15 protein-coding genes are annotated in these 15,529 nt (G+C 37.5%); 11 read left to right on the forward strand and 4 right to left on the reverse strand.

The genetic code is table 11. The annotated features are described in order from the left end of the window. The first annotated feature begins 47 nt into the window (after positions 1–47). The 10 genes from uvrA (at position 48) to rdgB (ending at position 11,847) form a co-directional block, all read left to right on the forward strand. Positions 48–2,909: an excinuclease ABC subunit UvrA gene (gene uvrA, locus CHV_RS03275; RefSeq protein ID WP_034577335.1), complete on the forward strand. Its 2,862-nt coding sequence runs from the start codon at positions 48–50 to the stop codon at positions 2,907–2,909. A 328-nt stretch (positions 2,910–3,237) separates the two neighbouring features. Beyond that, positions 3,238–3,726, forward strand: a complete 489-nt coding sequence (locus CHV_RS03280; RefSeq protein ID WP_156933595.1) for a hypothetical protein — start codon at positions 3,238–3,240, stop codon at positions 3,724–3,726. A gap of 43 nt (positions 3,727–3,769) precedes the next feature. After that, positions 3,770–4,471, forward strand: coding sequence for a DUF6048 family protein (locus CHV_RS03285; protein WP_130721378.1), 702 nt, complete (start codon positions 3,770–3,772; stop codon positions 4,469–4,471). A gap of 45 nt (positions 4,472–4,516) precedes the next feature. Beyond that, positions 4,517–5,128: a signal peptidase II gene (locus tag CHV_RS03290; RefSeq protein WP_034577338.1), complete on the forward strand. Its 612-nt coding sequence runs from the start codon at positions 4,517–4,519 to the stop codon at positions 5,126–5,128. An 11-nt stretch (positions 5,129–5,139) separates the two neighbouring features. Continuing rightward, positions 5,140–5,724: a lipoprotein signal peptidase gene (locus CHV_RS03295; RefSeq protein ID WP_034577339.1), complete on the forward strand. Its 585-nt coding sequence runs from the start codon at positions 5,140–5,142 to the stop codon at positions 5,722–5,724. 394 nt (positions 5,725–6,118) lie between these two features. Beyond that, the gene (gene rpmH, locus CHV_RS03300; protein WP_034577341.1) at positions 6,119–6,277 is read left to right on the forward strand and encodes a 50S ribosomal protein L34; all 159 of its coding nucleotides are present in this window, start codon (positions 6,119–6,121) and stop codon (positions 6,275–6,277) included. A gap of 24 nt (positions 6,278–6,301) precedes the next feature. Further along, on the forward strand, positions 6,302–6,700 hold the full coding sequence (locus tag CHV_RS03305) for a ribonuclease P protein component (RefSeq protein WP_034577343.1): 399 nt from the start codon (positions 6,302–6,304) through the stop codon (positions 6,698–6,700). A 168-nt stretch (positions 6,701–6,868) separates the two neighbouring features. Beyond that, complete coding sequence (locus tag CHV_RS03310) at positions 6,869–10,222, forward strand: HD domain-containing protein (RefSeq protein WP_034577344.1); 3,354 nt, start codon at positions 6,869–6,871, stop codon at positions 10,220–10,222. 103 nt (positions 10,223–10,325) lie between these two features. Then, on the forward strand, positions 10,326–11,072 hold the full coding sequence (gene fabG, locus CHV_RS03315) for a 3-oxoacyl-[acyl-carrier-protein] reductase (protein ID WP_034577345.1): 747 nt from the start codon (positions 10,326–10,328) through the stop codon (positions 11,070–11,072). A 181-nt stretch (positions 11,073–11,253) separates the two neighbouring features. After that, positions 11,254–11,847 (forward strand): RdgB/HAM1 family non-canonical purine NTP pyrophosphatase, encoded by a 594-nt coding sequence (gene rdgB / locus CHV_RS03320; RefSeq protein WP_034577347.1) that lies wholly within the window; start codon positions 11,254–11,256, stop codon positions 11,845–11,847. 12 nt (positions 11,848–11,859) lie between these two features. Here rdgB and fabD read toward each other — a convergent pair whose 3' ends face one another. The 3 genes from fabD to dprA form a co-directional block, all read right to left on the reverse strand. After that, entirely contained in the window at positions 11,860–12,756 is an 897-nt protein-coding gene (fabD, locus tag CHV_RS03325) for an ACP S-malonyltransferase (protein WP_034577348.1), read from the reverse strand. Positions 12,757–12,834: 78 nt separating this feature from the next. After that, positions 12,835–13,641, reverse strand: coding sequence for an oxygen-dependent tRNA uridine(34) hydroxylase TrhO (gene trhO / locus CHV_RS03330; RefSeq protein ID WP_084303104.1), 807 nt, complete (start codon positions 13,639–13,641; stop codon positions 12,835–12,837). Positions 13,642–13,710: 69 nt separating this feature from the next. Beyond that, positions 13,711–14,841, reverse strand: coding sequence for a DNA-processing protein DprA (gene dprA / locus CHV_RS03335; protein WP_034577349.1), 1,131 nt, complete (start codon positions 14,839–14,841; stop codon positions 13,711–13,713). Between the two features lie 207 nt (positions 14,842–15,048). On the opposite strand from dprA, the gene CHV_RS03340 reads away from it, so the two are divergent. After that, on the forward strand, positions 15,049–15,300 hold the full coding sequence (locus CHV_RS03340) for a hypothetical protein (protein ID WP_130721375.1): 252 nt from the start codon (positions 15,049–15,051) through the stop codon (positions 15,298–15,300). 63 nt (positions 15,301–15,363) lie between these two features. Here CHV_RS03340 and CHV_RS05795 read toward each other — a convergent pair whose 3' ends face one another. Beyond that, positions 15,364–15,492, reverse strand: coding sequence for a hypothetical protein (locus CHV_RS05795; RefSeq protein WP_255346412.1), 129 nt, complete (start codon positions 15,490–15,492; stop codon positions 15,364–15,366). Positions 15,493–15,529 lie beyond the last annotated feature (37 nt).

Below are 15,529 nucleotides of genomic sequence, written 5' to 3' on the forward strand. Positions count from 1 at the left end.
CACCTCTCTTGTCTGATTCAATTTAAACCTGGCAAGTATGTAGTAGTATGGCAGATAAAATGGATATCCCAAAGACCGATTACGCCACGCAACCGCGTTATGGTTTTAATTATATAGAAGTGCTGGGTGCAAGGACCCACAATTTAAAAAATATTGACATTACTTTTCCACGCAATCAATTGGTCATCATTACAGGTGTAAGTGGTAGTGGAAAATCTTCTTTGGCTTTTGATACCATTAATGCAGAAGGTCAAAGACGATATAGGGAAAGTTTTAGTGCCTATGCACGGGGGTTTTTAGGTAGCTTAACCAGGCCGGAAGTAGATAAAATAAATGGACTCAGTCCAGTTATTGCCATTGAACAGAAAACAACCCATCGGAATCCCCGCTCTACGGTAGGAACTACTACAGAAATTTATGACTTTATCCGTTTGCTCTTTGCACGTGTAGCCGATGGCTATGCCTATACGACAGGTAACAAAATGGTCACCCAAGATGAGGCGCAAATCCTTGCCCATTTATTGCGCACTTTTGCTGGTCAAAAGGTTACCTTAATGGCTCCTCTCGTTAAAGGAAGAAAAGGCCATCATGAAACACTTTTAAAACGTTTTATTAAGCTGGGTTTTAATAAAATTAGGGTGAATGGTGCAATCATTGAGTTGACGGATCGTCTACAACTAGCCCGTCATAAAAAACATGATATTGCCTTGATTATAGATCATATGCGCATAGATCTAAAAATATTGGATCGCATCAAAAATGGATTGGAATTGGCCCTACAACATGGCAAAGGGACATTATTAGTCGTAGATAGTGAGCAAAAAGATTACCATTTTTCTACCTACTTAGTAGATGAAGAAACAGGACTTGCCTATGGTCCACCAGAACCTAGCCTTTTTTCTTTTAATACACCTTATGGAGCATGTCCTACTTGCGAGGGATTGGGTGAAACTACCCAAATAGATATAGATAAGCTTATTCCAGATAAAAGCTTAAGCATTCAAAATGGCGCTATTCTACCTTTAGGTCCTTATAAAACGTCACTTTTATTTAAAAAAATAGCTGCTTTACTAAAGTTTTTTCAATGTCAAATAACCGATCCGGTTGAAGTACTTCCTACGGCTGTATTAAATTTGTTGTTGTTTGGCAACGTTACAACATATCGTTCTGCGGTGGTTGCAAATTGCGTCGAACCTTTTGAAGGCATTGTTACTACACTCATCAGACAACAAGAACGAGAAACGGCTATACAGCATGGTAATTCAGAAGAAGGATTGATCTATAGTGTTATATGTCCAGATTGCAAAGGGACTAGATTAAACCCAACCGCTCGGTCTTTTAAAATTAAAGACAAAAGTATTGCTGATTTGGTTTCTATGGATCTAGATACACTCAAAGAATGGTTTGCTTCCTTATCCACTGCATTGACCTACAAACAGCAAATCATTGGAAATGAGATTATAAAAGAAATTACCAAGCGGTTGCAGTTTTTAATAGATGTGGGAGTACATTACTTACATCTTAATAGAAGTTTAAGTACCTTATCAGGAGGGGAAGCACAACGGATTAGGCTGGCCACCCAAATAGGTACCCAACTATTAGGGGTTCTTTATATCCTTGATGAACCAAGTATTGGCCTACATCAACGGGACAATGGACGGCTTATTCATGCTCTAAAAAGGCTTAGGGATATAGGAAATACCATATTGGTAGTAGAGCATGATAAGGACATCATGTTGGCAGCAGATTATTTGATTGAAATAGGGCCCCGGGCAGGTATTTGTGGGGGTAAAATAGTCGCAGCAGGTCCCTTAGGGTCGTTCCTAGCACAGCCTAGCGCTACAGCTGAATTTTTAACCAACAAAAGACGCTTTCTCTTTTCATCCGATCGCAAACAAGGCAATGGTAAAACCTTAACCATTACAGGATGCAGTGGGAATAATTTAAAAAATGTAACCTTAACCATTCCACTGGGTCTAATGATTTGCGTAACAGGGGTATCAGGGAGTGGAAAGTCTTCATTGATTCGAAAAACCCTTTTGCCTATTCTTAAAAAACAGCTTTACAATAGTCAGGTTATACCGTTCCCCTACATAAAAGCGACTGGATTGATCCATATTAATAAAGTAATAGAGGTCAATCAGTCACCTATAGGTAGAACACCCCGTTCTAATCCTAGTACCTATACCGGTATGTTTGTAGATATCCGCAACTTTTTTGCGGTTCTCCCAGAAGCTAAAATAAGAGGTTATAAGCCAAGTAGATTTTCTTTTAATCTAAAAGAAGGCCGCTGCAGCACTTGTGAAGGCGCTGGTATCCAACGTATAGAAATGGGCTTTCTTCCAGAGGTATACGTAACCTGTGACAGCTGTAAAGGCAAGCGATACAATCGTGAAACATTAGAAATACAATATAAAAGTAAATCTATTGCCGATGTTTTGGATATGACGGTATCGAATGCCATTCCTTTTTTTGAATGCCATCCCTCTATACTGGTTAAGCTGCGCACCCTAGAAGCAGTAGGGCTTGGCTACATTACCTTGGGACAACATGCTACTACCTTATCAGGAGGAGAAGCGCAACGGGTGAAATTGGCCACCGAATTGGCCAAAAAAAGTACAGGAGATACCCTATATATTTTAGATGAACCCAGTACCGGGCTCCATTTTCAAGATATTTTAGCCCTATTGTCTGTATTAAAAAAATTAGTAAACCAAGGGAACACGGTGCTAATTATAGAACATAATATAGATATGATAAAGGTAGCAGATTATGTAATTGATATGGGACCCGATGGTGGACGAGATGGAGGATATCTAGTCGCAGAAGGTACCCCAGAAGCAGTTGCTAGGGTACCCGAGAGCCATACCGGTTGTTTTTTAAAAAAAGAGTTGGGGTTATCTGCTTAAAACAGCCTATTCATTAGATCACACCAAACTGCGGGATATTTTGGTCATAAGAAGCCATACGTATTATCATGTCTGGTCTGTTTGCTTGCTACCTTTTTAAGACGTAAATTTACGGTTAAATTTTATCTTTTTTATGTGTAGTAGCATCCAATCTTCATCCAATCGTATCGCTTTGCATAGGTTACCTTAATTTAGGTTCAGCTTTTTTGTAGGGTTTTTCAACCATTATTTGTAAACTTTTTGCTACATGTTTGCTTTTTTTTCGTTTTCCTATGGCTTGCTAAACCACTTACGAAATGTTTTTATCTACTTGTGGCTATTCGGCCTATTGGGCTGTAAGGACTTTAAAAATTGGGAAAGTATATATGGAAATGAACTAAAGATTAAATTTCAAGTAGCAATGGATGAATGGGCACCAGGCGTACCAGAAGACTTGGGCAGCGAAAAACTTTCGGGCCCGGTGTTTTCCATAGAGCCAACTTTTCTAGGTAATAAGGAAAACTTTAAATTAACTGATATTTTAAAAATACCCCTCGACTCCAGTACCAATCAAGTCAGCTTTGAGCTCATAGAGGCTACAATAGGCAAACAAAACCCGCATCATCAAAAAGTTACCATTTATTATGAAACGATTGTTTCCATGATTTCTCCTCAAGCTGGCGGGCTGCAAATACAATACCGTATTAAAGGCATACAGTTTGATAAAAATACAGAAAAGGCTATTTTCAAACGTTTCGAAATCGAACATCCAGTACTCCTAAACTCAAAAAATGAAGGAGTGCAAACACATGTTAATCATGTTACGTTATATTATTAAGCCATTCCTGGGCCTGTTTTTGTTGGCTGCAGTGCCTCACTATATGGCAGCTAAGGATCAGTTGCCCCCTAATAGAATTTGGCCCACTACCTGCTGCCTTGGTATAGATCTAGCAAAAACTTCTGTGGGTTGGTACCAAAAGACAGGTTCTGCTTGTGAAATGAATGGGTCTATTGATTTTAGCCGCATTTTATTGGATCTAGACTATGGGATTGGGACCATACAACGTGACTATAGGCAACATAAAGGCTCTTTTACACTTTCTAGGGGGTACTATTTTAGAATAGGCTTAGGATATAATTTTCTAGCGCCTACCATCGACCACAATCAATTTTTTATAGGCTTTCGCTATGCTAGAAGTTTTTTTAATTTTCAATTAGAAAGTAATAAATTGCAGTGCAAACATCCCTCAGATAAGCCCTGTATTGAAAAATGTAGGCCACCTAATAGCTTATCGGCTTCCTTAAAGAAGCCCCAAGGTGCTCAAGTAGCCCACTGGTGGGAGTGGGTAGTAGGGGGGAAGGTATATGTAATGCCTATGCTATCGATTGGTTGTACTGCTCGTTACAAATTCAGTAAAAAATTAGAAAAGCCTCTAGCTACTGTTCCATTTGATATTCCAGGGTTCGGATTAGAAGAATCTGACCATGCTTTTGGTTATAGTTTGTATCTTTTAATCCGTATTCCACTGCAGAAATCAAAAAAAATATGCGATCAAAGTTTTGCGCAAAAAAGTACAACTTAAGCAAATGATGGCGCGCTATATAGCATAATTAAGCCCTATTGTATCATGAAAAAATATCTAAAATACTTTTTAGTATGGTTGCTGATTATTCTTGTCGATCAAGGATCTAAGCTTTGGGTGTATAGTCATATGTCATTGGGGTTGGACGACCATATTAAAATCTTTGGTGACCTATTTAAGTTTACCTATGTATTAAACTATGGTATGGCTTTTGGATGGCAATTTAGTTTTAAATATGGGAAATTATTCATTACTTTGGTCCGTCTTTTTGCCTCTTTTTATATAGCCATCCATATTGTTCGGTTATTGGCACACGCTGCCCCCCCTATTTGGATTTGGGGATGGATATTGCTTTTAGCAGGAGCAATTGGCAATTGCATTGACAGTGTTTTTTATGGTATTTATTTAAATAATGCACCTGATATAGCCCCAATGAAGTGGTTCCATGGTCAAGTCATTGATATGCTCCATATCGATTTTTGGTCTGGTATCCTGCCTAATTGGGTACCTATTTGGGGCGGGCAAGAGGTTTGTGTGTTGCCTATTTTCAATATAGCAGATATGGCTATTTTTTTTGGATTGGGGCTTCTATTCTATGCTTTTAGACGATTGCTTACATCTCAAAAAAAAGAACAAACAACCAATTTTATCTTATAAAATATTTTATCATGAAACAGTTTGTAAAGTACTTTTTTATAATATCCTTGATTGTGCTTGTAGACCAAGCCTCTAAACTCTGGGTATATACCCATATGGAAATGGGGCCAGATGGACAAATAAATCTTTTGGGAAATATCTTAAAACTTACCTATACTTTGAATCCAGCCATGGCTTTTAGTATGCATCTTGGTTTCAAGTATGAAAAAGTATTGATTACAACCTTCCGTGTTTTAGCTTCTTTATATATTTTTTGGTATATCATTCAATCCATAAGAAGAAAGGCAGCTGCGCCTTGGATCTTAGGATGGAGTTTGATTTTAGGGGGGGCTATTGGCAATAGTATAGATAGTGTTTTTTATGGTGTTTATTTGAATAACGCCCCTACCGATGCCCCTATGAAGTGGTTATATGGTCAGGTCATTGATATGTTGCATATTGACCTTTGGTCTGGTCTTATGCCTAGTTGGCTACCCATCTGGGGCGGATATTATGTATATTGCCTTCCTATTTTTAACCTAGCAGATGTAGCGGTATCCGCTGGATTAGTAGTTGTTTTGTACGCCCTTCATCTAAAAGATGATATAAATTCTTAATGTTGGTTTTGTTGCATTTGTTTTAAACAAAGTATTAAACGGGTATTTCCATTTAATACTTATAAAAAACCTTTTCTATTACTCTAAGATTATTACCTTATTTTAAGGGATGATAAATCAAAAAAGCAAAGAATAATAACTTATTGAAAATGAGTTTATTTACGAAAAATACAGATACAATCATTTGGATTCCTTCAGAGATTTACCTACCTTACCAAGGCAAAATCATAAAACAAAAGGATTACATTTGGTAATGCCTATCTAAGATAAAACTATAATCTATAGATAATGTATATTGATTGATTGATTGATTGATAAAAGAACACATAAAGTAACCATATAAAAAGTAAAGGTTTTATTTATTCTAAAGCTATATTTAAGATTTTAACCGGCTATGAAAAGAACATTTCAACCATCACTTAGAAAACGAAGCAACAAACATGGTTTTAGAGAGCGGATGTCCACAGCCAATGGTCGCGCTGTATTGGCCAGAAGGCGTGCCAAAGGGCGATCCAAGTTAACGGTTTCTGATGAGCTCAGGCACAAGCGTTAATATATCCTCGTTTTCCTATTGGCCATGGGAAAAAACAGATTCCCCAAGTACAATAGATTAGCCAACCGAAGCCATATACGTATGCTTTTTCAGGAAGGTAGCATGCTTAAGCTGCATCCCTGTAATGTGTTTTACCTGCAAAAAAAGAAAGAACTATTTTTATATAATAAAGTTCTATTTGCGGTCTCTAAAAGAAAGATCCGCTCTGCGGTGCAGCGTAATAATGTAAAACGGTTGCTTCGGGAAGCCTATCGGATCAATAAATCCATATTAGATGATGTTTTAGATACAACTGGTTCTAAACTTGTCTTTTTAATAGGATATGTGTATACTGGAAAGGAGGAAAAGATCCACTATCCTATTTTAAATAGGGTAGTTATTAAATCGTTGCAACATTTTAGATTTTTACTAAATAGATCGTAGAGAGTTACCTGAATAGTGATCCAATAGTGGCTGTTAACGGCTTCGTGTAGCTTTAATAATGGGTTTACGAGCCCCCTATTATTTGTTATTTAAAAATTTTATAGACGGTTGTGGCGTTAAATCCTTATAAAAGCATATTTTTTCAGCAAAATAACAAAAGGCCTCTACATGCACGTAAACAGTTTTATTTTTCTTCTTTTTCTATTGGTTAATCTATTTGTTGGCATCCGGTCAATTAGACGTCCTCGTATCCAACATACCCAATCTACTACACCCAATATTATTGGCGCCATCTTGGCCATAACCTATGGGGGGGAAGTGCTCTGTAATCCGCTTAATATAGATGACTTATTGCGATTGGCAGGTAATACCATTAGCTATTTTATAATAGGAAACTTGCTCGCAAATCGTCTATATCTTTTTTTAAGCAATGGTTCATTAGCAGAAACAATGGGTAAACTCTATGGCCATCTTATTCGAAAAATTGTAGCCATATGTGGTATATTACATAGCGTAGCAGTAGCGGCCATACAATTCAAACTACTCTCGATTGTTATATGCTGGTTCTTTTCTATTCAAGGAAATTATAGTTTGATTATAGCTGCTCTCTTGATAACGTTTAGTGTTGGGTCGAATAACATACAATCCTTAACGTTGGTACGTGTAGTACGTTGTACTACCTTTGGTATATTATTACCCATGATGGCTTGGACGGTGTGGAAGCATATGGTAAGTCAGCATCATGCCAATCAAATGCATCTTGCTTTAACCATTAAACGCTCTTGGAATAGCTTAATGGACCTCCATACTAATCCACTAGACTATATTGCTTATTTTACTGTTTTTGCTATTCCTGCTTTCTATCCTGCTCAGGTAGACCGTATTGTACTTTCTAAAAATGCCACCCAGATCAAACATTCCTTTAATGGAGCTGGTTTTTTTTCCTTAAGCATAAACTTACTTTTACTATGGGTTGCATTATTGGTACAGAAAGATACTTGTAACTTGATGCTATCAGCTGTTTCCTGTGGTACCTTTACTACGTATATGGAATTAAAACCCCTATTTATGCTAGGGGTTACAGCTTTAACGATCTCTACAGCAGGCGCACACTTGCATGCAGCTACTGGTTTAATGGCTAATGATTTACCCAATTTATTTAGATGGATTAAACAACCAGTCCTGTATCAGGTTATAGTAGGGGTAATGGCTACACTGCTTTCACTATACGCTAAAGATCAAGTAATATGGATGGCTATTATGCTGTTTAAAACGGTTATAAGTGTACCATTACTGCTCTCTTTAATTGGAATTTTCTTTCATCCAGATGCAGTCTTAATCGGTATGCTAACAGGAGGTTTAACCACTATAGCATGGTACTGTTTTGAATCTAACCTAGCCATGCATGGTGTACTCTCAGCCATTGGTATGAATCTACTGAGCAGTATTGCTATTCAAATGGTAAAAGGCAAACAGCTTTCCAAGCCATATTACAATATATTGGCTCAAACAATAGTATCCAACATACCACCATTATGGAAGCAATGCTCTAAATATGTTTTGAAAAATATTAAGCAATTCAACCTTTGGGACTACCTTCAAAAACAATTGCCAAAAGATCCTTTGCCTTATATACTTTTTAGTTTTTATATCTTGTTGACAGGTTATGGCTCTTTTTATACTTTTTCCAGTAATCCCGAATGGTACTCTACATTAGAGTCCTTTGTTCTTATACCAAGCCTCTTTGTGGTTACATTTTTCTTAGTCTATCTGTCGATTACTCCTCAACCATATATCCATAAAATTGCATCAGTAGTGTGGCCATTGAGTCATATCTATTTTTTTTTCTTGGTAGGAACTGGTATGGCTATACTTACTAAATTCGCACATATACATAATATAATTTTTATGATTAATCTAGCCTTAGCTATGTTTATAACCCCAACCATTGTGGTATGGTTTGGATATATGATAAGTGCGATGATGGCCTGGATCATGTTCCACTATATGAGTAATAATACATTTATAGCTTACTTTTTAGACTTTAATATAGGTATTGCATATGGAGTATTCATGGTCTTTCTTTTAATTGGTGGCTTCCTGTACCATAATAAGGGCTTAGATAAACTTTTATCCATCATACAAGCATTAACTTGTGAAAAAGAGGAACAAAATGCAAAACAATTGTTTAATAAACAACAAATAGAAGCACTTGCTTATGAAAGCAATTGTATTATGTCGCAATTGAATAATAAACTCACTCGATTGGAAAAACCGGAAGAGCGCTTTCTTGCTTATTCAGAACAAGCTACTATGTTAAAAAAGTATCGCAACCGTATTTTTAACCATCTGAAACATAACCTCTATTTAACTACCAATTGGATTAGCATTGATCAATTATTAGCCGAATGTTTCGATGCTATAAAAATGAACAATATATATGATGTGCCATATGTAATCATAGATACCAAACATCTCTATATACAATGTGCCATAGAAAGTATAAAAAACTTGATTATCAATAGTTTGTACTCTTGTAGTGCATATAATACCCTACATGACGACCAAAAAAAAGATATATATATCTATATAGATGATACAAAATTAGGTTATCGGTTAACGCTTTTAGAGGGTAAATTACAAAAAATAAATGCGATTAGCTTGATCATTACAACCGATACACGCTTGCCTGCCATACGCCCTTTATACAAAGTAACAGAAATGGCAGATATTCAAATATTAGATGGGAATGAAGAAAAAATTGATTCAGAAAATCAACATATCGTCCATGCACATTATGGTCACTATGAACGCTTCAATTCTGAAGCAGCTATTACCCATTTATACGTAATACCTGTAAATGTAAAAGAAATTACTAAGGCATTTGCTACACTTTCACCTGTGGTCCATACAAAAAAAATGGTCTTAGATCCAATAAGCATGCAAGAAGAAGCAGATTTTTTAGAAAAAGTTAAGCAGAAAAAAGACCTGGACATTGATACAGTTATGGATGCGCTGCAATTGATTAAAGTTTATTATACAACGCAAAGAAGAAAAACAGGTGAGTTATCTTATTTGCATCCTATGGGAGTGGCTTCTATCTTACTGAATATAACAGATGATGCCCATGTTATTATTGCTGGCTTAGTCCATGATGTAGTACAAAATACGCCTCTTACAGAAGCAGGCTTAACCACACTATTTGGCAATTCTATTACACAGATTGTACGGGTTGCAGCCCATTTAGAAAAAGAACTACCAAGCCAAAAAGATAATTATATTACCTATATTGAAGCTATAATACGTAATAAAAATCATGACGCTATACTGGTTAGGTTAGCAGATGTGTTGCATAATGCAAGAACAATTGCTGGACACACGGCTGAAAAACAGATAGAAAAAGCAAGGTTAATCCAAAAATTTTACCTGCCATTGGCCATACAAATGCAGCTAGTGACCATAAGTCAGGAATTGGAGCTACATATTCAAAATATATTAAATATAGCCATGGTAAAACACTAATAACTTAATTTTAATCTCTAACTATATAATCGATTAAAAATTCTATTCTGGATACTTATGTATTATTTATTTCATTAAAGGTCATCTATTATCAGTTTTTATTATGCATCTAAAAGAGAAAAGAATATTTATTACAGGTGCCACACGAGGAATCGGAAAAGCCATTGCACTTAAATTGGCAGAGGCAGGCGGTCATATTGCTTTTACCTATTGTGCATCTGACTTAAAAGCGGTACAAGTTACAGAAGCAGCATTACGTGCTTTTGGTGTTAAGGTGCAGTCTATACATGTAGACGCTTCTGACTTTAAAGCTACTCATAAAGCAATAGAAGACACAATAGAGACCTTTGGTGGATTAGATGTATTGATCAATAATGCAGGCATTACTAGAGACAACTTGCTATTGCGTATGTCAGAAGCGGATTGGGATGCAGTATTAAATATAAATTTAAAATCTGTTTTTAACACTGTCAAAGCATCTATCAAAACCTTTCTTAAGCAACGCAGTGGTTCTATTATCAATATAGCTTCTATTGTAGGCATTAGTGGCCATGCTGGACAAACGAACTATGCAGCTTCTAAGGCTGGTATGATTGGTTTTACCAAGTCAATTGCCTTAGAGCTAGGCAGTAGGAATATACGTGCTAATGTTATTGCACCAGGTTTTATAACCACTGCTATGACAGACCAAATGGAGCCATCCATTCAACAAGCCTGGATCCAAAATATTCCCCTTAAGCGCCCAGGGCTTCCGGAAGATGTAGCGAATTGTGCACTTTTTTTAGCTTCCGATGCATCAAACTATATTACGGGAAAAGTTATCCAGGTAGATGGCGGTTTGCTTACATAGCACAAAAAGCATTTATATGTAGTATACTAATTTATTTATTTGTATATTGACAACGTTCCCTCTGCTAAATCATTGTTGCTTCCTACTAAACCATCCCTATGAGCAAGCAGCGCTAAAGGTGGCTCATCTGCTCCTAAATTGTTAAATAGCTATTTTTTATTTAAAACATTAAGAAAATTTTATGAAAAAAGTAGTATTGGCTACAGGCAACCCCGGTAAAGTTAATGAATTATCTGAACTGCTGAAAGCATTCAAATTTGATATTCTAGCTCAAACCGATCTAGGTATAACTTCAATTGAAGAAACTGGACTAACTTTTATAGAAAATGCTATTTTAAAGGCACGTCATGCTGCAAAAGCAACTGGCTTACCTGCTATTGCTGAGGACTCAGGTATTTCTGTTCATGCATTAAAAGGTGCTCCAGGTATCTATTCAGCACGCTATAGTGGTCCGTATGGTTCTGATCAGGATAATATCAAAAAATTATTAACAGAGATGAAAGATATACCAGATCATGACCGCCAGGCCCAATTTGATTGTCTATTGGTTTATTTACGCCACCCCGAAGATTCCACACCGCTGATATGTCATGGTATATGGAAGGGCGTGGTAAGGCGTGAAGCTAAAGGTAATAACGGTTTTGGGTATGATCCTATTTTTTATGATCCGCAGCTAGGCCTTACGGCAGCTGAATTAACAAAAGAAAAGAAAAATATTGTATCACACCGTGGCCAAGCTTTAAGGATACTACTAGAATCTTTACGTAATGGCTAAATTACTACACTATTAGGTTATCAAATGGCTTAGCTGAAGGGATCCAATCGATAAATCAGGAATTACCTTTCGGGTCAATCCTTGTAAAACAGTTCCTGGTCCACATTCAATGCATTCGCTAATGCCATCTTGCACCATATGGTGAATGGTTTTTGTCCAATAAATGGGTGCAACCAATTGTTGCAGCAAGTTTTCTTTAATGATTTGGGGATCGGTAACGGGTAACCCAGCCACATTTTGATAAATAGGACAAGTCCCTTTAGAAAAAGAAATAGAGGAGAGCGCAGTGGAAAAATTTTCCTGGGCAGGCGCCATAAGTGGGGAATGGAATCCCCCCTCTACTTGTAAGGGTATTACTTTTCGCGCACCTGCTTGTATTAAAGCTTCTGTCGCCAAGTTGATACCTGCATGGCTTCCTGAAACAACCAATTGTCCAGGACAATTGTAATTGGCCGGAACGACGATTTCTTCTGTAATCGTTGCGCAAATTGCTTCAACTACTTCCTCCTTTAGACCCAATACAGCAGCCATTGTACCGGGACAAAGCTGACAGGCTTTCTGCATCGCTTTAGAACGGACCCCTACTAAATAAAGGCCATCTTCAAATGTAATGACCTTACTGGCCACCAGAGCGGCTATTTCGCCTAAAGAATGGCCTGCCACGGCTGCTGGATGAAATGCATCACTTAAAAAAGCGGTTGCAACCGCATATAAAAAAATAGCAGGCTGTGCAACAGTAGTTGCTTTTAAAGCTTCTAAAGTGCCTTCTAGCATAACTTGTGTCAAATCCATATCTAAGATCCGATCAGCTGTTGCAAACATTTGACGTGCACGCCTGCTATGTTGATAGAGCGCTTTTCCCATTCCTATATACTGACTCCCTTGACCAGGAAATAAATATCCTTTCATTTGTATACATTTAAGTTTATAGCAATGGTTAAAAGTTTATTTTAAAAGCATCCATTTTTTTCTATGTATAGCCCTATATTATTTATTTTTTAGACAAAATTTACAGTGAACACCAGGTTGATAATCTGTATCTAGATCTGCTGAGGTTAAAGGCATACGACAACCATAGCAAAGTAGGCAACTTCCTTTTTTTAATCCATGACCTAAGGATATGCGCTCGTCAAAAACAAAACATTCGCCTTTCCATTTGGATTGATTTAATTGGGTATGGGCTAAATATTGTAGAATGCCACCACTGAGTTGATAAACTTCTTTGAACCCATTGGACAACATATAAGCAGATGCTTTTTCACATCTGATGCCTCCTGTACAAAACATTGCAATGGGTTGCCCTTTATAAGCCATTAAATTTTGGTCAACAAAAGCAGGAAATTGACTAAAATAGGTAGTATGCGGGTTTAAGGCACCAGAAAAACTTCCCAATCGACATTCATAATCGTTTCGGACATCAATAACAAGGGCTGCTTGTTCTAAAATCTGATTCCAGTCCTTGGCCAAGACATGGCGACCACGCAGTGGCATACATGAACCTTCTGGTCGGTGCATAGTAATAATTTCTTTTTTAATCCTAATCTTTAGACGGCGAAATGGTTTAGTGCTGGCTTCAGAATATTGATACCACAAGTCGCCAAATGATGGCATAGCCGTTAGATGAGCCACGGCCTCATCCAACGGACCAGGTAAACCAGCAATGGTACCATTGATCCCTTCTGGCGCAATCAACAGTGTGCCGGTTAGTTCTTTGCATATAGATTGAAGTTGCTGCTGTAGTGCAGCTAGGTCACTTAGGGGTACAAATTTATATAAAGTTGCTACTTTAAACATATATTGAATGAGGTTGATCTATGCATGCTATTTCAGCTACCTCAAATTTAGCTAAATTCTTTACATAAATCATACTTTACGGTTCTGGCTGTAGATAGGAGCTATTATAAAACGCTTACCTGGTAGGGCATGTAATAGACCTTGTAATTCTAAGGACAATAATGCGGCTTGTAACGTCCCAGGTGGCAAGTCGGTGGCATGGGTTAAAGCATCAATCGTGATGGGTTGCGTGGCTTCCTGAATCTGGATAAAAACCATTTGTTCTGATTCGGTAAGCGGATGGTTAAGACAAGCATCTGGTTGAGATGGCTTGTCCACTTTCCAGTTCATGATATAGACCAAGTCATCGATATGGGTCAAAAGATGGGCTTGATTGCGTTTAATCAACCGATGGCATCCTGCAGCAGTAGCTGAGTAGATACTACCTGGCAAAGCAAAAACCTCTCGATGGTAATTATTGGCATAGTAAGCAGTAATTAATGCACCACTTTTTTCCTTAGCTTCAATAACTATGGTTACATCTGCCAAACCAGCTAAAATTCTATTACGGGCTACAAAAGTATAGGGACCTAGTCCACTTCCTATGGGATACTCCGTAAGTAAGCCTCCGCTACCCCCACACATCTCCAAGGCTATTTTCTTGTGTGCAGTAGGATAAATTTGATCCAAACCTGTAGGCAAAACGGCTACAGTGGTCAAACCCATCTCTAATGCCTGCTTATGGACCCATATATCTGCTCCATAGGCTAACCCACTGACTACAAGAGGCTGATAGGGACCGAGTTCTTCTAAAAATTTAGTAATAGCAGCTTGTCCATAGGGTGTCAATTGTCTGGTACCAACAATAGTGACTACCCGCTGTTGATTCAAAAGGGCTTGCCCTTTATAATACAACATAGCAGGACGATCTGGTAAGTCTAGCAATCTTTTGGGATAGGTATCCTCCTCTATGGTTAGCAACTGAATGGCTTCTGATGCATGCAACTGTAGGATTTTTTCTGCCTGAGCCAGGCTACTGCTTGAGGCAATCGATTGAGCTAGTCTATAAGGCAACAAAGTATTGCCTTTATATGCTGCTGCAAAGACTGCTTGGGCGCTGCCAAAATAGGCCAATAATTTTTTTAACCGAGCCGCGCCTATACCTGGTACCAAAGAAAGTGCCAACCGGTAGTGTTTTTCTGCTGACGTAAGGGAGGCCATGATGTTGTATAATCCTAATATGCAATAGCTAATTTAAACTTTTTTGATGAAAAACTGGTGTAATATATGCCTTGTATCGTTCTATAATTTAGCTGACGCCCAAGATAGGCTTTATATACCAAAAGGTATCAAACCACTTGCATATGTAGTAACAATTAAGTAAAATGCAGTTTGTTCCATGCATCTTATTCTTATATAAAGTCATATATGCTATCATTTAACACACCACTCCTAATAGTGGGAGTCTTTTTAGTATTGGCTTTAGTAATAGGACTATTTCGCAAACCAGCCACCACATTTCGGGAATATGCTGTGGGCAACAAACGGTTTCCTACAGCCATCCTAGTAGCTTCACTGTTGGCTACTATTCTTAGTGGAGGAAAGCTAATAAAGTGTATAGCAGAGGGCTATCACTATGGCCTCTGGAATATCTTCCAATCGAAGTTTGGGCATATGTAACGGTTAGTACTTTACCTGATTTTAAAGGATCCATCGCCGTTAGCGTATTAGGAAAGGCGATGTCTAGAATTGATTCTTGCTTACATGCTTCTGTAATGGACTCAAAAAATAAGACAAAAAAATAAGAATTTTATTTTCGTATAATCTAGATTCTACCATATAATATATTTCTACTAATTTGTCTACATTCATAATTGGCTCCTTTAATTGTTCGGGTTATTTTTCAATT

Origin of the sequence: Cardinium endosymbiont cBtQ1 of Bemisia tabaci, assembly GCF_000689375.1 — a bacterium.
In the GTDB taxonomy this organism is placed as follows: domain Bacteria; phylum Bacteroidota; class Bacteroidia; order Cytophagales; family Amoebophilaceae; genus Cardinium.